This is a genomic window from Ottowia massiliensis, assembly GCF_900240305.1.
In the GTDB taxonomy this organism is placed as follows: Bacteria; Pseudomonadota; Gammaproteobacteria; order Burkholderiales; family Burkholderiaceae_C; genus Ottowia; species Ottowia massiliensis.
This window is the reverse complement of record NZ_LT964854.1, coordinates 1,194,097-1,210,456: the sequence shown is the minus strand read 5'-3', so window position 1 is coordinate 1,210,456 and position 16,360 is coordinate 1,194,097. Positions and strand designations below refer to the sequence as shown.

17 protein-coding genes, 2 tRNA genes and 1 pseudogene are annotated in these 16,360 nt (G+C 58.8%); 7 read left to right on the top strand and 13 right to left on the bottom strand.

Features of this window, described 5'->3' with window-relative positions; all coding sequences use genetic code 11:
• The first annotated feature begins 25 nt into the window (after positions 1–25).
• From C1720_RS05540 to C1720_RS05515, 6 genes are all read left to right on the top strand, one after another.
• Positions 26–102: transfer RNA gene (locus C1720_RS05540), tRNA-Glu, on the top strand.
• A tRNA-Asn gene (locus C1720_RS05535) sits at positions 102–174 on the top strand. Before C1720_RS05540 ends, C1720_RS05535 begins: the two co-directional genes overlap by 1 nt.
• 385 nt (positions 175–559) lie before the next feature.
• The gene (locus tag C1720_RS05525; protein ID WP_102283501.1) at positions 560–1,702 is read left to right on the top strand and encodes a slipin family protein; all 1,143 of its coding nucleotides are present in this window, start codon (positions 560–562) and stop codon (positions 1,700–1,702) included.
• Between the two features lie 130 nt (positions 1,703–1,832).
• Positions 1,833–2,273, top strand: a complete 441-nt coding sequence (locus C1720_RS05520; protein ID WP_102284526.1) for a zinc-ribbon domain containing protein — start codon at positions 1,833–1,835, stop codon at positions 2,271–2,273.
• Positions 2,274–2,309: 36 nt separating this feature from the next.
• Complete coding sequence (locus tag C1720_RS12850; protein WP_146006880.1) at positions 2,310–2,969, top strand: hypothetical protein; 660 nt, start codon at positions 2,310–2,312, stop codon at positions 2,967–2,969.
• A 494-nt stretch (positions 2,970–3,463) separates the two neighbouring features.
• The gene (locus tag C1720_RS05515) at positions 3,464–4,666 is read left to right on the top strand and encodes an RtcB family protein (protein ID WP_102284525.1); all 1,203 of its coding nucleotides are present in this window, start codon (positions 3,464–3,466) and stop codon (positions 4,664–4,666) included.
• 263 nt (positions 4,667–4,929) lie between these two features.
• On the opposite strand, the gene C1720_RS05510 is transcribed toward C1720_RS05515, so the two are convergent.
• Complete coding sequence (locus tag C1720_RS05510; RefSeq protein ID WP_146006879.1) at positions 4,930–5,277, bottom strand: hypothetical protein; 348 nt, start codon at positions 5,275–5,277, stop codon at positions 4,930–4,932.
• 227 nt (positions 5,278–5,504) lie between these two features.
• Here C1720_RS05510 and infA point away from each other — a divergent pair, with 227 nt between their 5' ends.
• On the top strand, positions 5,505–5,768 hold the full coding sequence (gene infA / locus C1720_RS05505) for a translation initiation factor IF-1 (RefSeq protein ID WP_050715216.1): 264 nt from the start codon (positions 5,505–5,507) through the stop codon (positions 5,766–5,768).
• 206 nt (positions 5,769–5,974) lie between these two features.
• On the opposite strand, the gene C1720_RS05500 is transcribed toward infA, so the two are convergent.
• The 12 genes and pseudogenes from C1720_RS05500 to C1720_RS05450 form a co-directional block, all read right to left on the bottom strand.
• The gene (locus C1720_RS05500; protein WP_233199819.1) at positions 5,975–6,535 is read right to left on the bottom strand and encodes an LPS-assembly lipoprotein LptE; all 561 of its coding nucleotides are present in this window, start codon (positions 6,533–6,535) and stop codon (positions 5,975–5,977) included.
• A gap of 169 nt (positions 6,536–6,704) precedes the next feature.
• Entirely contained in the window at positions 6,705–9,527 is a 2,823-nt protein-coding gene (gene leuS, locus C1720_RS05495; protein ID WP_102283499.1) for a leucine--tRNA ligase, read from the bottom strand.
• Positions 9,528–9,666: 139 nt separating this feature from the next.
• A pseudogene (locus C1720_RS05490) lies at positions 9,667–9,939 on the bottom strand (ATP-binding cassette domain-containing protein); the annotation flags it as partial.
• Complete coding sequence (locus tag C1720_RS05485) at positions 9,885–10,604, bottom strand: ATP-binding cassette domain-containing protein (protein ID WP_233200018.1); 720 nt, start codon at positions 10,602–10,604, stop codon at positions 9,885–9,887. The pseudogene C1720_RS05490 and the gene C1720_RS05485, both read right to left, overlap by 55 nt.
• Positions 10,605–10,806: 202 nt before the next feature.
• Positions 10,807–11,583 (bottom strand): ABC transporter transmembrane domain-containing protein, encoded by a 777-nt coding sequence (locus C1720_RS05480; protein ID WP_082203155.1) that lies wholly within the window; start codon positions 11,581–11,583, stop codon positions 10,807–10,809.
• A gap of 146 nt (positions 11,584–11,729) precedes the next feature.
• Positions 11,730–12,275 (bottom strand): cysteine peptidase family C39 domain-containing protein, encoded by a 546-nt coding sequence (locus C1720_RS05475; protein ID WP_102283497.1) that lies wholly within the window; start codon positions 12,273–12,275, stop codon positions 11,730–11,732.
• A 155-nt stretch (positions 12,276–12,430) separates the two neighbouring features.
• On the bottom strand, positions 12,431–13,036 hold the full coding sequence (locus C1720_RS05470; protein WP_102283496.1) for a CPBP family intramembrane glutamic endopeptidase: 606 nt from the start codon (positions 13,034–13,036) through the stop codon (positions 12,431–12,433).
• Between the two features lie 100 nt (positions 13,037–13,136).
• A complete protein-coding gene (locus C1720_RS05465; RefSeq protein WP_233200016.1) occupies positions 13,137–13,718 on the bottom strand; it encodes a CPBP family glutamic-type intramembrane protease in 582 nt (193 codons plus the stop codon).
• Positions 13,719–14,249: 531 nt separating this feature from the next.
• Complete coding sequence (locus C1720_RS13650) at positions 14,250–14,441, bottom strand: hypothetical protein (RefSeq protein ID WP_102283494.1); 192 nt, start codon at positions 14,439–14,441, stop codon at positions 14,250–14,252.
• Positions 14,442–14,479: 38 nt separating this feature from the next.
• Positions 14,480–14,917, bottom strand: coding sequence for a hypothetical protein (locus C1720_RS13645; RefSeq protein WP_158241642.1), 438 nt, complete (start codon positions 14,915–14,917; stop codon positions 14,480–14,482).
• Positions 14,918–14,981: 64 nt separating this feature from the next.
• Positions 14,982–15,191: a hypothetical protein gene (locus C1720_RS12835; RefSeq protein ID WP_146006875.1), complete on the bottom strand. Its 210-nt coding sequence runs from the start codon at positions 15,189–15,191 to the stop codon at positions 14,982–14,984.
• Between the two features lie 88 nt (positions 15,192–15,279).
• Positions 15,280–15,939, bottom strand: a complete 660-nt coding sequence (locus C1720_RS05450; protein WP_102283492.1) for a CPBP family intramembrane glutamic endopeptidase — start codon at positions 15,937–15,939, stop codon at positions 15,280–15,282.
• Between the last annotated feature and the right edge of the window lie 421 nt (positions 15,940–16,360).

The following is a 16,360-nucleotide window of genomic DNA, read 5'->3' as shown; positions in this document are numbered from 1 at the left end:
ATGCCGCTGGTGATGGTGTTCGGGTTTTGCTGGTAGCTCAGTATGGATAGAGCGCACTTTTTTCTAAGGTGAAGTCGCAGGTTCAAGTCCTGCCAGGCAAATTGTTTGTGGCTCATTCGGTAGAGCAATGCACTGTTAATGCATCGGTAGCGGGTTCGAGTCCCGCCAAACAAAACCGCATTTCGCAAGGAATGCTCAAGTACCGGGGCCGCAAGGCCCCTCCCGCCGAGTGCGGCGCGGCCTCAAGGCCACGGCTGGCGTCAAGCCTGCCCGGCCTGCCAGCCGCGCCGCCCCTGCCCCGGCGGCCCCGCGCCAGCGCGCGCACCGGGGCCGCAGCGGGCGGCCAGCGGCGGGCCGCGCCAGAGAAAAGGCCGCCTTGGCAGGGCCTTGGCCTCAAAGCAGGCTCTCTGGGCGCCGCCCGCATCGCACGCCGCCCGTCTGCGCCCGGCTCACGCGCCGGCCCGCTGCCGGGGCAGGGTTCGGCAATCTTTTTTGAACCTCTTTGAAACAAACCGGTTCGGCGTGAATGACTTGCGCGAATCGCCATAGGAGAAAAAACATGAAAACCTGGGGCTTCAAAACCATACGGGTCAAGAAAAACGAACGCGCCATGCTCCTGCGCAATGGCGACTTTGACCGCATGCTCATGCCAGGCAAGCACCGCATCGCGGCCTGGGGCGACGAGCTGCGCACCCAAGCCTTCAATCTGGAAGAAAGCGCCTTCACGCACTCTTTGAGCGACTACCTGATGGCGCGCGAGCCGCAAGTGGTGGCCGAGCACTTTGTGCGCGTGCAAACGGGCGAGGACGAAGTGGCCCTGCTCATTGAAGATGGCGTGCTGACCGCCATCATCCCGCCCGCCACGCGGCGTCTGTACTGGAAGGGCCTGCACGAAGTGCAAGCGCAAGTGCTGCCTGTGCCGCCCGATTTGCGCGTGCCCGCCGACTTGCTGGCCCGCATACGCGCCGCCCGCGCTGCGGGCATGAACCGCTACGCGCCGCTCATGGCCGAAGTGCCGCAGTTTCACACCGGCTTGCTGTGGGTGGACGGGCAAATCCGCGAAACCCTGCCGCCCGGCGTGCATGGCTGGTGGCAGCACGGGCACGCCGTGCGTGTGGACGTGGTGGACTTGCGCGCGCAAACCGCCGAAGTCGCCGGGCAAGACATCCTCACCCGCGACAAAGTCACGCTGCGCCTGAACCTCACCGCCGTCTGGCGCTACACCGACGCGCAAACCGCCTTCGGCCAGCACCCCAAGCCCGCCGATCACGTGTACCGCGAACTGCAATTTGCCTTGCGCGCCGCCGTCGGCCAGCGCACGCTGGACGCCCTGCTGGAAGACAAGGCCGCCATTGACGCCACCGTGCTCGCCCAGGTGCAGCCGCGCCTGGCTGGCAGCGGCATCGCGCTGGAGAGCGTGGGCGTGAAAGACATCATCCTGCCGGGCGACATGCGAACCATCCTCGCCCAGGTGGTGGAAGCCGAAAAGGCCGCCCAGGCCAACGTCATCCGCCGCCGCGAGGAAACCGCTGCCACCCGCTCGCTGCTCAACACTGCCAAGGTCATGGAAGGCAACCCCGTCGCCCTGCGCATGAAAGAGCTGGAAACGCTGGAGCGCGTGGCTGAACGCATCGACAAAATCTCCGTCGTCGGCGGGCTGGATCAAGTGCTCAGCGGGCTGGTCAAGCTCCGGCAGGACTGAAACGGCTGCCATCGCATGGAGGGCTGCCGCCGTGCGTCTTCATGGGTTTTGCGGCCGGTGAAGGCGCGAATTGAATTGATCTCCCAGGGGCGGCCCCGCGCCGCCCCGTCTTCCCCTCATCTTGGCCATCATGAAAAACACCCCAAGCCGCAAGCAACTGCGCACCGAACAAAAAGCCGCGCGCAAGCAGCCCTGCACACAAAGGCTGGCAGCGGACGTCAGCCGCCTGGTCCCCAACAACAGCTACGGCGCGGCTTGCAAGCAGTTTTATGAACCCGTTCCCTTCCGCTGCATGGACTGCGGCAAGGAAGAAATATGGACAGCCCGCCAGCAAAAGTGGTGGTACGAAGACTGCCAGGGCAGCATCTACAGCACCGCCACGCGCTGCCTGCCCTGCCGCATCGCCCGCCGCCAAAAGCTGGCCGAACAGCGCCAGCGCACGCAAGACGGCCTGGCCCGCAAAGCCGCCCGCACCTTTGACGTTCAAGCCTTCAAACAGGAAAAACAGCGCCGCGCCCAATTGCGGCGGCAGTGGCGCGCGTCTCAATATATTTCTAGAAAGCCGATATAATAACAGCTATATCGATTCAACAACCTGGAGAATAAGATGAAAGAAAAGTGTTACGAAAGAGCAGCGACCATTTATTTGGAAGATGCATTATCATTCGCAAAAATGTCTTCCGACTTTAGGGCAAGTTGCGCAGAAAAAGATTCGATGTTAATGGCAAGAGCGTCGATCGTATTTATTTGTCTATATACGGAATCGTGTATTAACTGCTGTATTGAATCATTATATGATAATGACGACGAATATAAGGAAAAGGAAAGATTATCGTGGAAGAAAAAGCTTCAAATATTCCTGAGCGAGAAAAATATCAAGGCCATTGATCTAGAGCAATGTGATATTGCGCATCTTATGATGTATAGAAATAAGATGGTGCATAACAAAAGGAGTGAAATAAAATGTGAGCGCATATCTAGTGATTGCACTCATATGCCTCGAGAAAATAATGAGATAGGTTTACCTAAAGCTGTGTCTCATATCCATTTTGGAGATGCGAAAAAAGCCATCGGGATTGTTAATGAGTTCTTTTGTTTAATATTTCAAAAAGAAATGAAAATGAGTCCAAGGGATGTCGCAGATCTTCTCATGTCAAGAAGGAAGGTGCAAAATATAACGGATCAAAATAAACCATTATTTGATGACAATTTATACTTCTGGCTTAAATGCAATAACTTGCTTCCATTGTATGTTGATGTTTTTTAGATCGAATATAGAGTGATGGCATTCCACACTACGGCAGATAAAATAATCCAATTGTATGGCGAAACAAGCTGAGGCACGGTTGCCGAAACTCTGATTCAGGCTTGCCTGATTTATGGGGGATCATGATCGGTATGGTATTGCAATTGAAGATAGTGCTGCGAAAGTTAACGATATATTTTGGTTGCGTGAATGGGGTATATATGTGGCAATAATATATGTTTATACGATGGGGCTCTGAGTTCTACCGTTTATTTGCGCGTATGGCATTTTTACAGTATTAATAGAGTAAGCGGGAAAAGTTCATTGTGCGAACAAAGAAATGTGGGGGGATAACAATAAATAAAAATGGGCAAAACGCCGCTGCGCCCGAAGAAGCGGCGCAAAAGCGGCTGGAACGCCGCCTGGAGGCCGCGCGGGCCAGAAATGAAAAAGCCGCAGAAGAAATGCCGCCCGAAATCATTGAGGTGAATAACGAAAACGGGCATTACCTGCAAATGCAAATCGGCGGCGCTGCGCCCATCAAAATGTGGACCCAGGGCGTGCCGGTGGAAGAAGATGCGCGCCAGCAATTAAAAAATATCGCCAGCCTGCCCGTGGTATTCAAACACGTGGCGGTGATGCCGGATGTGCATCTGGGCATAGGCGCCACGATTGGCACGGTGATTCCAACCATCAAAGCCATTATTCCGGCGGCGGTGGGCGTGGATATTGGCTGCGGCATGATGGCCTGCAAAACCACGCTGACGGCCAGCGATTTGCCCGACGATCTGGGGCCGCTGCGCAGCGCCATTGAAAAAGCGGTGCCGCACGGCATGACGCCCAAGAAATATGGCCGCGACAAAGGCGGCTGGGAAACGCCGCCCGCTGAAACAGACGCGGCCTGGACCCGTTTGGCCGATGAATTCAGGCAATTGTGCGAATTACACCCGCGCCTGGAAAAGACGAACAATTACAAACACCTGGGCACGCTGGGCACGGGCAACCATTTCATTGAAATTTGCCTGGATGAAAATCAGGCCGTGTGGATCATGCTGCATTCCGGCTCGCGCGGCGTGGGCAATGCCATAGGCACGCATTTCATTGAATTGGCGAAACAAGATGCGCGATTGCACCAGCAAAATCTGCCGGATGAAAACCTGGCCTATTTTGAAGAAGGCGCGCGGTATTTTGGTGAATATGTGAAAGCCGTGGGCTGGGCGCAAAAATTTGCCGCCGCCAACCGCGAAGTGATGATGACGCGCGTGATCAATGCCATGCGAAAAGTCATTACCAAGCCATTTGAAACGCATGTGGAGGCGGTGAATTGCCACCATAACTACGTGCAGCGCGAAACGCATTTTGGCCAGGAGGTTTTTGTCACGCGCAAGGGCGCGGTCAGCGCCGAAAAAGGGCGGCTGGGCATCATTCCCGGCAGCATGGGCGCCAAAAGCTACATCGTGCGCGGCAAGGGGCACCCCGACAGCTTCAACAGTTGCAGCCACGGCGCAGGCCGCACCATGAGCCGCACCCAGGCGAAAAAACTGTTCACGGAGGCCGACCAAATCAGGGCGACCGAAGGCGTGGAATGCCGCAAGGACGCGGGCGTGATTGACGAAATTCCAATGGCCTACAAGGACATAGACGCCGTAATGGCCGCCCAGGCCGATTTGGTGGACGTGCTGCACACGCTCAAGCAGGTGGTGTGCGTGAAAGGGTGAAGCAGAGCAAAACGCCTTCGGCCAACCCGGGACTCATGCAACACATGAATATTGCTCCTTTATTCATAGCATGATGTCTTAGTGGGAAGAGCGCAGGATGGTTTTTTTGAAATCATTGAATTTGCTCCTCTTTTTTAAGACTGCCGTTGGGCAAGGCGGCTCGGAGTTCACCTCATTTAGCCAATGCGCCGCTTGCACATCAAAAAGGCCGGGGCGCGCCTGATGGCGCGCCCCGGCCTGAGCAAAGGAGCAGAAACGGGCGTTTATTTCGGCCCAAGGGCGCCTGAAGCCGCGCCCTTGGCGGCGTTCGAAGCGGCGTCCTTGATTGCCTGCCGGCCGTCCTGTCCTGTCACCGCAGGCATTTGCGCCTGTTCGGCTGCCGTGGCGGCGGGCTGAGTGGCGGAGTGGGTGGCAGATTGGGCGGCTGAAGGCTGCGCCGTGGTTTTGGCGGCCTCATGCGCCTGTGGTCCTGCAACGGCTGAAGGCGTAGGCGCATTGGCCTGCTGATCCACGGGCTTGATGCCCGTGCCGGCGGCATGGGCCATGCCCCAGCTCATTGCCGTGGTCAGCAGCACAACGGCAGAAGAAGCGTAGATGGAACGTTTGGTCATGGAAGAACCTTTCATCGAGTTGAAGGGGAGTTGCAGTGTGTCCGCCATCGCCGTTACACACCACCTCTGGCCTGTTGGGCTTGTGTCAGGGTGCAAGCTGGCCCGCGCCGCGCGCTGCCGCCTTCCGGCAGCAGGGGCTTCCACTAAAATGGCCGGTTGCTTTACCACACATATTCGGCCCCGGACCGCCTGGCCGTCGGGCGCCGCCGAAGGAGAAATTCACCCTCATGGCAAAAGAAGAACTGATCGAGATGCAAGGCGTCGTCAATGAAGTGCTGCCTGACTCGCGCTACCGCGTCACCCTCGACAACGGCCACCAGCTCGTTGCCTACTCGGCAGGCAAGATGAAGAAGAACCACATCCGCATCCTGGCGGGCGACCGCGTCACGCTGGAGCTTTCGCCGTATGACTTGAGCAAGGGCCGCATCAGCTTCCGCCACCTCAACCGTGCGCCCGGCAGCGCCACGCCGCCCGCTCGCAGCGCGCGCTGAAAACCTGCTTTTCCCGCCGCTTCAACAGCCCTTTTTTCTGCCCGCGCCTGCGCCTTGCAGGGGCGGGCAGCGTCGTTTCCGGGGCTGGCGTATCAATATTCGCGCGTCCATCCAGCCGCTTGTTCAAGCGCTTCTTGGCTGCGCGCGGCGTGCAGTTGGGCGCTTGGCCGCCTGACTGCTTTGGGGCTGCCCATGAAGGCGCCTGTTTATTGCCCGGCTTGCTGGCCGCTGGCGGGCAGTTGAATGGCGGCAATGCGCTCCAGCGCCTGCTGCACCACGTCGCTTTGCATGCTTTGGTAGAGCATTTCGGCTTCGGCTTCCTTGGACAAGGCGGCGCTTTCGCTGTAGCTCTGGTCGATTTCGCGCAGGATTTCGGCGTCAGGCAGCGCCACGTGGCCTGCCGGGGTGACGAGGCGAAAGCCAAAGCGCACGCGCAGTTGGTATTCACGCACTTGCCCCGCCGCGTTCAGGCCGACCACGCTGCGCTCGCGGCTGTCTTGCAGGGCTTGCAGGATGACTTGCGCCCGGTTTTTTTCAGCGGCGTCGGTGATGACTTGCAGGCCCGCGCTGGCAAGCTGGCGCTTGAGTTCCGCGCCCAGGGTGGAGCTGGCGGGCATGTCCACGTAAATGGAGCGGAAGGCAAATTCAGGCGGGCGGCGCAGGTGAAAGCCGCAGGCCGTCAGCCAGGGCGCGGTGCCGGCAGCAAGGGCGGCCAGGCTGGCGGTGAGCAAAAGGCGGCGGCAAGGCATGGCGGGCGCTTTCGTCATGGTTCAGAAAGAAGGGGCACAGGCGGCATAAAAGAGGAGCAAATTTGATGGGTCTGAAATACCGCTTCGCGCAGATTCCACTAGGACGTCTTGCTATGAATAAAGAAGCAAATCAAGCACAAGAAGAGGGGCGCGAGCGCCCCCCTTCACAGCCGCACGGCCGTGCCGCTCACAGCACCACATTGACCAGCCGCCCCGGCACGACGATGAGCTTTTTGGGCGTGGCGTTCGCGCCAGCGAATTTGACGAAGGCTTCGCTGGCCAGCGCGGCCTGTTCAATCTCGGCCTTGCTGGCGCTGGCGGGCACGGTGAAGCGGCCGCGCAGCTTGCCGCCCACTTGCAGCATCAGCTCGATTTCGTCGCGCTCCAGCGCCTGGGCGTCGGGGCGGGGCCAGGGCGCGTCGATCAGATCGCCCATGAGCGCCTCGTAGCCCAGCTCGCGCCACAGGGCGTGGGTGATGTGCGGGGTGGCCGGGTAGAGCACGCGCAGCAGGATGCCGAAGGCTTCGCCCAGGGCGAAGGTGTCGCCTTCGCTGGCCGCGCCATCGCCGTCGCCCTTGAAGGCTTCGATGGCGTTGAGCATCTTCATTGCGCCGGAGACCACGGTGTTGAATTGCAGGCGCTGGTAGTCGTAGTCCACCTGGCCGAGCACGGTGTGGATTTCGTGCCGCAGCGCCCGGGCGGCCTTGCCCAAAGCGGCGGGGGCGCTTGGCTTGCCCGCTTGCGCCAGTTGCGGCAGGGCCGACAGGCGCAGGCCGCAGGCCCACAGGCGGCGCAAAAAGCGGTGGCTGCCTTCCACGGCGGTGTCGTTCCACTCCAGCGTGGCCTCGGGTGGCGCGGTGAACATGGTGTAAAGGCGCGCGGTATCGGCCCCGTATTGCTCGATGAGCGTTTGCGGATCGACGCCGTTGTTTTTGGATTTGGACATGGTGCCCACGCCTTCGTAGTCGATGGGCGTGCCGGCGGGCAGCTCGCCGTCGGCGCTGGCCACGGGCTTGACCAGTTTGGCGGCCACTTGCTTGCCGCTGGCGTCCAGCACCGGCTCCACGTCAGCGGGCCAGAAGTATTCCTTGCCGCCCTTGGCGGTGCGGCGGCTGTAGATGTGGTTGAGCACCATGCCTTGCGTGAGCAGGCGGGTGAAAGGCTCGTCGATGCGGATCAGCCCCAGATCGCGCATGGCTTTGGTCCAAAAGCGCGCGTAGAGCAGGTGCAAGATGGCGTGCTCGATGCCGCCGATGTACTGGTCCATCGGCATCCAGTGCGCCGCGCCGCTGCCCACCATTTTTTCGTCATCGTGCGCGTCGCAGTAGCGCATGAAGTACCACGATGAGTCCACAAAGGTGTCCATCGTGTCCGTCTCGCGCCGGCCCGGGCCGGCGCATTGGGGGCAGCGCACGCCCGCCTGGAAGGCTGCGCTTTTGGCCAGCGGGTTGCCGCTGCCGTCGGGCACCAGGTCTTGCGGCAGCAGCACGGGCAGGTCTTTTTCGGGCACGGGCTGCGGGCCGCAGCTTTCGCAGTGGATGATGGGAATGGGCGTGCCCCAGTAGCGCTGGCGGCTGATGCCCCAGTCGCGCAGGCGCCAGGTGGTGCGTTTTTCGCCCAGGCCCTTTTCGGCCAGCAGCGCGGCCGCCTTGTCCACGGCCTGCTGGTAGGGCAGGCCGTCCAGCGGGCCGCTGTTGATGCACACGCCTTGCTTGTCGGCGTAGTCCGGCAGCCACTCCTGGGCTTCGGCGTGGCGCAGCAAGGCGGCCTCATAGGTTTCGCGGGTGAGTTCGTCCAGCGGCTGGGCTTCGTCTTCCAGCGCCCGCATGTAGTTCATCTCCACGGCGGAGAGGATGACTTTTTTGATGTCGATGCCGTACTTTTGTGCAAAGGCAAAGTCGCGCTCGTCATGCGCGGGCACGCCCATCACTGCGCCGTCGCCATAGCTCATGAGCACGTAGTTGCCCACCCACACTTCCACCCATTCGCCCGTGAGCGGGTGGCTGACGTGAAAGCCCGTGCGCACGCCCTCTTTTTCCTTGAGCGCCAGCTCGGCCTCGGTGGTGCCGCCCTGCTGGCACTTTTCGATGAAGGCGGCCACTTCCGGGCGAAAGCGCGCGATGAGCGCCGCCAGCGGGTGCTCGGCCGCAACCGCCACAAAGGTCACGCCCATGAGGGTGTCGGCGCGGGTGGTGAACACATACAGCGGCCCGCGCGGCGGCTGCTCGCCCGCTGGCAGCGCGGGCGGCTGGCCGTCGCGCCAGGCGGCAGCGTCGTTCCAGTTGAAGGGAAAGCCAAAGCGCAGGCCCTCGCTCTTGCCAATCCAGTTTTCCTGCATCAGCCGCACGCGCTCGGGCCAGCCGGTGAGCGTGGCCTTGGGGTTGTCCACCTGCACATGGTCCAGCAGCTCTTGCGCGTAATCGGTGATCTTCAGGTAGTAGCCCGGAATTTCGCGCTTTTCCACCAGCGCGCCGGTGCGCCAGCCGCGCCCGTCAATCACTTGCTCATTGGCCAGCACGGTCTGATCCACCGGATCCCAGTTCACCACCTGCGTCTTGCGGTAGGCGATGCCCTTTTCCAGCATCTTCAGAAACAGCCACTGGTTCCACTTGTAGTAGCTGGCGTCGCACGTGGCGAACTCGCGGCTCCAGTCAATGGCCAGGCCCATCGCCTGCATCTGGCCCTTCATGTAGGCGATGTTGTCGTAAGTCCACTTCGCGGGCGGCACGCCATGCTTGATGGCGGCGTTTTCGGCAGGCAGGCCAAAGGCGTCCCAGCCCATGGGCATGAGCACGTTAAAGCCCTTCATGCGCAGGCTGCGCGTGATCATGTCGTTGATGGTGTAGTTGCGCACATGCCCCATGTGCAGCTTGCCGCTGGGGTAAGGCAGCATGGAGCAGGCGTAGTACTTGGGGCGGCGGCTGTCTTCGCGCACGCGCCAGGCCTGGCTGGCCTGCCAGTGCGCCTGGGCAGCCTTTTCAATCTGAGAGGGGTCGTAACGGTCTTGCATGATGGGGCGCGATTGTAGGAGCGAGGGCTTTTTGCTATCAGAAAAATAGCTGCCCGCGCCCGTTTCACGGGGACTTCAGGCCGATTTGGCTCTGAAAATCCGCTGGCGGCGGCGCAAACGCCACGCTCTGAACAGGCTCTCACGGCGGCCGCGTTGCCTCCTGCAAGCGCCCGCCCTGCATCACCAGCACGCGGCTGGCGCTGGCAATGGTTTCGGGGCGGTGGGCCACGATCACGCGCGTGACGGGCAGGCGGCTCACGGCCTCGCTCACCTGGCGCTCGCAGGCCACATCCAGATGGCTGGTCGCCTCATCCAGAAACAAAAACTGCGGCTGGCGGTAAAGCGCCCGCGCCAGCATCAGACGCTGGCGCTGCCCGCCGGAGAGAGCGCTGCCCATGTCGCCCGCCAGAACCTGTTCATGGTTTGGCCGTGAGGGGCAAAAGGGCGGATCGGGATGGGCTGCAAGGCGCAAACCACAGACGAGCCTTGTGGCCCGGCGAGGATTTGCAACGCCGCAGACCGCCCGAGTCCGCGCTTTTCGCCCCCACGGACAGGCCGTGAACAGGTTCTCAGACTGTGGTAGTTCATGGGCATCGCCATGATTTCGTCATGAATGGCGGCCAGCCGGGCGGCTTGCTCAATGCGATCGGGCTGAAAGCCGGGGTCGAAAAAACGGATGTTTTCGCCAATGCTGCCGGCAAACAGGCGGTCGTCCTGCATCACGCAGCCCGTCAGGCCGCGCACGCGCGCCGCGCTCGCGGGCTGCATCAAGTGCCCGCCGATGCGAATGCTGCCCGCCGCAGGCGCCAGCAAACCCAGCATCAGCTTGAGCAGCGTGCTCTTGCCGCAGCCTGAAGGGCCAACGATGGCCACCGATTCGCCCGGCTCAATGCGAAAGCTGCAATCCTTCAGCAGCCACGGCTCCCCTTGCGCATGGCGGAACGACAGGTTCTCCACCTCTATGCCCGCTCCTGCCAGCGCCGTCAGCGGCGGCAGACTCGCGGGCGCTGGCGCATCCGCCCAAGCCCCTGCTGGAACCTCCTCATGCAGCGGCCCGTCCTCTGGCTCGGCCAGCATGATGTCCGCCAGCCGCTGTGCATGCAACCGCAGCATCCTGAACTCGATGCCCTTGTCAATCAACGCCCCGGCGCGCGTGGCGAACTGGTCTTTGTACGAAAGGTAGGCTATCAGCATGCCCACGAAGAACCTGTCCGGAGTCTGGCCGTGTGGGGCAAAAGAGCGGGGCGGGATGGGCTGCAAGGCGCAAACCGCAGACGGGCTAAATGCCCGGCGAGGATTTGCAACGCCGCAGACCGCCCGAATCCGCCCTTTTGCACCCACGGGCAGGCTCCGGACAGGTTCTGGACACGCTGTCCAGCGCCAGCAGTGCGCCCAGCCAGATGACGGCGATGCGCTCCACGCCAAAAACCAATTGGCTCGCGCTGCCAAAGCCCAAATTCATGCGCGCCAGCCGCACATCCTGATTCACCGTGGCCACCATCAGGTTTTCATAGTCGGCGCGGCGCAGCGGCTCCTGGTTGGCCACCTTCACGCTCTGCATGCCGCGCAGCGTTTCCAACAAATGCGTCTGCTGGCGTGCGGCGGCCAGCAACTGCTGCTCCGTGCCATCGCGCAAGGGCGCGAAAGCCGCCAGCCGCAACCCCGCGTACAGCGCCACCGCCAGCAGCGTCACCAGCGCCAGCTTCCAGCTGTACACCAGCATCAGCGCCAGCGTCACGGCAGCCATCAGGCCGTCAATCAGCGCTTCGACAAAGCTCGTGCTCAGGGTTTTCTGAATGGCCTGCACCGCACCCATGCGCGAAGTCACATCGCCCACATGGCGCTTTTCAAAAAACGCCATTGGCAGCCGCAGCAAATGGGCGAATACCCGCCCCGCCCATTGCAGCCCCAGGCTGGACGAAAGATGAACCACCGTCCACCCCCGCAAAAAGCCAATGCCCAGCTGCACCAGCAGCGCCAGCCCGAAGCCCAGCCCCAGCACCGCCAGCAAATCACGGTCGGCAGACACCAGCACATGGTCCACCACCCATTGCATACAAGAACCTGTTCGCCGTCCAGTCACGGTTGCAAAAGGGCGGACTCGGGCGGTCTGCGGCGTTGCAAATCCTCGCCGGGCCACAAAGGCCCGTCTGCGGTTTGCGCCTTGCAGCCCATCCCGATCCGCCCTTTTGCCCCTCGCGTCTAGACAGCGAACAGGTTCTCAAAAGGCGCCAGCACCACAAACACCTGCAAGGCCGCCGAAAGCAGCAGCACTTGCGCCAGCGCTCCCCATAGCCCGCGCACCGGCCCCGTCAGCTGCCGCAGCGAAACCGCAGGCGCCGCCCGCTGCGGCCTGAACTGCGGCGCAGGCGCAAGCTCCAGCGCCACGCCCGTGAAGTGGCGCGAAACCTCCTGCAAATCCATCTCCCGCCGCCCCGAGGCCGGATCCAGCAGCACCGCCTTCTTGCGCCCCACGCGCGCCAGCACCACGAAGTGATTCAGATCCCAGTGCAGGATGCACGGCAGCTTCAGCCGCCCCAGGTCTTGCATCTCCAGCCGCAGCGCCCGCGCGTTCAGCCCCAGCTGCTGCGCATGCTCAATCAGCTGGTTCAGCCGCAGCCCTTTGAGCGAAAGCGGAACGCGCCGCCGCATCTGCGGCAAATCCATATGCAGGCCGTAATGCCCCGCCACCATTGCCAGGCAGGCCAGGCCGCATTCGGCGGCCTCAGACTGAATCAGCGGCTTCATGCGCCCGCCCCGAAACCGCCCTGAGCGCGGACGCGCCTGACTGAATCAATCGCAAACATCACGCACAGGGCGAACGACAGCACGCCCAGCGCCCAAACAGCTTTCGCCTGCGGCGCGCCAGCCAGCCACACCCAAACGCCAAAAAACATATTTGCCTAAAAATGCGCCAGCATGGCCGCCCACAAATGCCCCGTCACCACATAGAGCAGCGAGAACAGCAAGGCCGCAAAAATATAATCCGGCCTGAAATGAATGGCGGCAAAAATGACGGCGGAGACCCCTGCTCCTGCAAGCAGGCCATATTTTGTGAAATGCCCCTGTAAGTATTTTCTGTAAATCAACTCCTCCCGCACTGCACCCGTTGCCAGCATCAGAACCAGCGGCCAGCCCCATATCTTTTGAAGCCTGACGGCGTCTTCGTTGATCATCTCCTGGAATGCGCCCATATCCATCCCGCCTGCAACAAAATAAAAGGCATCATCAATCAGCCCCATGCCACTCTTGATGGCAATGCCCGCCATAATGCTTCCCGCTGCAAGCATTGCCATGTCTCTTCCGGTAAAAATTCTTTTTTCAGGGCACCAGGCGAACAGTTTCCCGCCGCTGACATGCCTGTAAACCGCCAGGAAAAACAAAAGTCCAGCCAGATTGCCAATTGCCTGGGCGACATGACGGCCCGCAGCATCTTGCAAGCCCACGCCAATCAGCACGGCAACCATCAAATGCAGAATATAGAGACAGATTATTCGCGCGTTGCTCATGAGGCAATTTTTTTCAAGGTGCTCTTCCTTTATTTCCCATCCGCACGACAAGGATCAACGCCATGATGGTGCTCCAGTCAATGCTTTTGGCGATATTCATTCATATTGCCTGTCCGGGTGAGCTTGAGGCGGCTGAAATAATTATCCATACGACAGAAACCATGTTCCATGCCCCATGAATAATCGAACGATCAACGACGCCGCAGTTTTTATATATGGCAAGCCAGGCCAGCGCCAGCCCGCCAGCAAAGGCGCTGGCCTCGTTTCCCTTGTGCACAAGGGCAAAAAGCACCGCCGTTATGGCAATGGCAGGGATATTTCCCGTCAATCCCGCCAGGCCGCGCAGCAGCAAACCTCTGACCAGTTTTTCCTCATAAAAAGGAATGAGCGCGACCGTATCGACAAATACAAGACCTATAAACCAGCCCGGGACGTTTTCATCCACCGATCCCACAATGCCCCCTGAGGCGGCAACATAAACAAAACTGGCCAAAGCGCCTGCAGCGAACAGTTTTAGCGCCCTGCCTGCTTGAGGAAATTCCAGCTTTTCCTTCTCCAAGATAAACATCATTGCAGTGACGGCCAGCAGTGTCAGCATACTGACAACTTGCCGCATGACGCCAGTTTCGCTCCAGCTTATTACGATGGAAGGAACGATACTGAAAAATAAGGCTGAAAGCACTTTCAGCAAAGCCTGTCTTCTTTTGGGCCGGAGCGGTTCCATCACTATCACACAACGTCGAGCTGAAATATTAAATCAACCTTTAATATCGCAAATAAAATAATATTGGCAATATAGCAATTCAATTAAAGAAGGTCCCAGCAATTTTCAGCCGGAACCTTCGTTGCCTTGGCAACCAGAAGGCATTGTCACCTTGCTGCTTCTGGTGTTTGAGCATCGCAAAACCACCCGACGTTCTCGCACCACCATTCCCTGATGTCACTCCATGGCACTTCGCAATAGGCCCCGCCGGGAATGCCGATGCCACAGGTTGCTTCACCTCCTGCCACAATTGCAAGCTCACTCTGAGTCAATTCGCGCATTTTGTGCTCCTTTCGATTGAAATGGCACAAACCCGGCGCCTCGAGACTGCCAGAACACCCGGCAATTCTCTGAATATGCATTCATGCCTCATGCAGGTGAGAGAAGATTAGCTGGGTGGCATGGCGATCCGCCATGTTCTGAAAGCCTGCATCAATCTTCGCAGCATTTTCAATATTTCCATAAATCAGTGAACGGCAGCGCTGCCACGGTCAATATCAAGTTGTAGGAACCATGCGCCATCGCTCTTTCAATCACCCCCATCTTTCTGTAAATGGCAAGCCATGCCAAGAGGGCTGAGAAAACAAGCGTCCAAGCGAATATGCGCCAATGAGCTGCGGCGAACATCAGGGCGGTCGCCATGATGGCGGGCAAATTTCCAAACAGCGTCCTACAAGCGTCTAGTAGTAACCCCGGACGACCTTTTCCTCCAGCAAAGGAATGATGATGATCGTATTGATCCACATGGCATGGCAATTGAACATGAAAAAATCGCCACAGGCTTCCATTCTGGGCGGCCTGCCCGCCCACATGACCACGACAGCTCCTATGACCGTGCCTGCAAGCGCCATCAGCAGCATGTTTCGCACCGTGATTCTCCTGGCTCTTTCATGATGAATCACGAAAAAAGCAGGGCCAATGACAAGGCTTGCGATAAGCAATGCTGCGTTATCTCCCATGCGTTCGTCAAGAAACACCGCCAATACTGCCATCAATACCATGACAAGCAGAGCCGCTATGACAAGCAAAACAGCCGCTTTCTTTGGCCTTTCTTCTGCCGCTCGTCTCATGGACTGCGTCATGCGCAGCCAAATTTTCATCTTCTTGTCTTTGTCCATTCAGCAGACGTCTGTCATTGATCTCAGTGCGTCACGCCTATTCCAGGCGTGACGCATGGATATATCAGCAGTCGCCAGTGGCGATGCAGAACATTTCAGTTGCAGAATTGATTGCTTCCCGATATAGATCTGGCAATTCCCTGAACCAAGTCCTCCAGAAATTAGGATCGGAGAGTTTGTCGGAAGGATCCCGAGATTGATCTGGCATATCCCTCCATAAATCATTGCGGCCACCAGTTACCTGGATGATTTCACTTTGAGTCAATTCGTGCATTTTGTGCTCCTTTCGATTGAAATGGCACAAACCCGGCGCCACGGGACTGCCGGAACACCCGGCAATTCTTTGAACATACATTAATGTCTCACGCAGGCAGGAGAAGAAAGGAAACATGCAGGTCAAGAGCAAAGTTATATGCGCCATGCGCCACTGCCCGCTCGATTGCGCCTATTCTGAAATACAGGGCCATGCAGGCCAATATCACCGCATAAACTGACATTGCCATTTCATTTCCCTTGTGGGCAAGCCCAAAAATAGCGGATGTCAAGAGGATGGCCGCCAAACTGCCTGCAATGACCTGAATGCCCCGCAACTGCAAGCTCCGGCACAGCTTTTCCTCATATAAAGGAGCAAGCACTGAATTGTACAACACGGCTACAACATAATATAACCAGGGGATGGATGCCGGATCGCCATTTATTTTTATGTCGCCCATGAAAAGAGAAAACACGGTGGCCGCCGAAACGCCGCCCAGCGCCATGAACAGCAGGCTTCTCGATGTGATTTTTCTGGCGTCTTCCTTTTGCAGTGCGAAAACAAAGGGAATGACAATGAGCAGCGAAATGCAGCTGGCCACATTCCTACCCATGGTTTCCGTGAGCGAACGGCCGATCAGGTTGGGCACGATCATGAAGACCACTGACATCACAATCCAGAAAATACCCTGTATTTTCGGATGCGCTTGTCCATACTCATGCGCCCATTGGACAACAAATTTAAATGGTTTTACAATGAAATGCGTCATGCCAAAAGCATCATGAATATCTCAAGAAATGGATGGGCGGCTTCTGCGTTTTGACGTTTGCTCAGGATGCTGCTTCTGATCCTTGGACATAAATATCAAGAAAACAAATGAATTCATGTCGGTCTGTGAACTGAAGAAGGCTTCCGCCACAAATGGCGGAGCCTTCAATCTCCTATTAACCAGGGATGTTGCTGATTAATTCTTCTGTAGTTGGGCGCCGCTTCCGCTGTGACGATCACACCACCAATCCCTAGCACTATTCCATGCTTCCCGCCAGTCTGTTCCAGAGCCAGTGCAACCAACAGAAACAGACGGAGGCAACTCAATTGTCACCCCACAATTCCATTCGCCGCCAGAAACGGTATTCAATTCATTTTGATTCAATTCGCGTATTTTGCGCTCCATTTTGATTGAAATGGAA

Bases quoted from the DNA above. Each gene is read 5' to 3' on its own strand.
- C1720_RS05500 (WP_233199819.1), bottom strand. From the start codon at position 6,535: ATGACGAAAGCGCCCGCCATGCCTTGCCGCCGCCTTTTGCTCACCGCC.
- C1720_RS05470 (WP_102283496.1), bottom strand. From the start codon at position 13,036: ATGAGCAACGCGCGAATAATCTGTCTCTATATTCTGCATTTGATGGTT.
- C1720_RS12835 (WP_146006875.1), bottom strand. From the start codon at position 15,191: ATGCACGAATTGACTCAAAGTGAAATCATCCAGGTAACTGGTGGCCGC.
- C1720_RS05520 (WP_102284526.1), top strand. From the start codon at position 1,833: ATGAAAAACACCCCAAGCCGCAAGCAACTGCGCACCGAACAAAAAGCC.
- C1720_RS05475 (WP_102283497.1), bottom strand. From the start codon at position 12,275: ATGAAGCCGCTGATTCAGTCTGAGGCCGCCGAATGCGGCCTGGCCTGC.
- C1720_RS05510 (WP_146006879.1), bottom strand. From the start codon at position 5,277: ATGACCAAACGTTCCATCTACGCTTCTTCTGCCGTTGTGCTGCTGACC.
- C1720_RS13650 (WP_102283494.1), bottom strand. From the start codon at position 14,441: ATGGCGACCGCCCTGATGTTCGCCGCAGCTCATTGGCGCATATTCGCT.
- C1720_RS13645 (WP_158241642.1), bottom strand. From the start codon at position 14,917: ATGGACAAAGACAAGAAGATGAAAATTTGGCTGCGCATGACGCAGTCC.
- C1720_RS05485 (WP_233200018.1), bottom strand. From the start codon at position 10,604: ATGCTGGCCGAGCCAGAGGACGGGCCGCTGCATGAGGAGGTTCCAGCA.
- leuS (WP_102283499.1), bottom strand. From the start codon at position 9,527: ATGCAAGACCGTTACGACCCCTCTCAGATTGAAAAGGCTGCCCAGGCG.
- C1720_RS12850 (WP_146006880.1), top strand. From the start codon at position 2,310: ATGAAAGAAAAGTGTTACGAAAGAGCAGCGACCATTTATTTGGAAGAT.
- C1720_RS05450 (WP_102283492.1), bottom strand. From the start codon at position 15,939: ATGACGCATTTCATTGTAAAACCATTTAAATTTGTTGTCCAATGGGCG.
- infA (WP_050715216.1), top strand. From the start codon at position 5,505: ATGGCAAAAGAAGAACTGATCGAGATGCAAGGCGTCGTCAATGAAGTG.
- C1720_RS05515 (WP_102284525.1), top strand. From the start codon at position 3,464: ATGCAAATCGGCGGCGCTGCGCCCATCAAAATGTGGACCCAGGGCGTG.
- C1720_RS05525 (WP_102283501.1), top strand. From the start codon at position 560: ATGAAAACCTGGGGCTTCAAAACCATACGGGTCAAGAAAAACGAACGC.
- C1720_RS05480 (WP_082203155.1), bottom strand. From the start codon at position 11,583: ATGCAATGGGTGGTGGACCATGTGCTGGTGTCTGCCGACCGTGATTTG.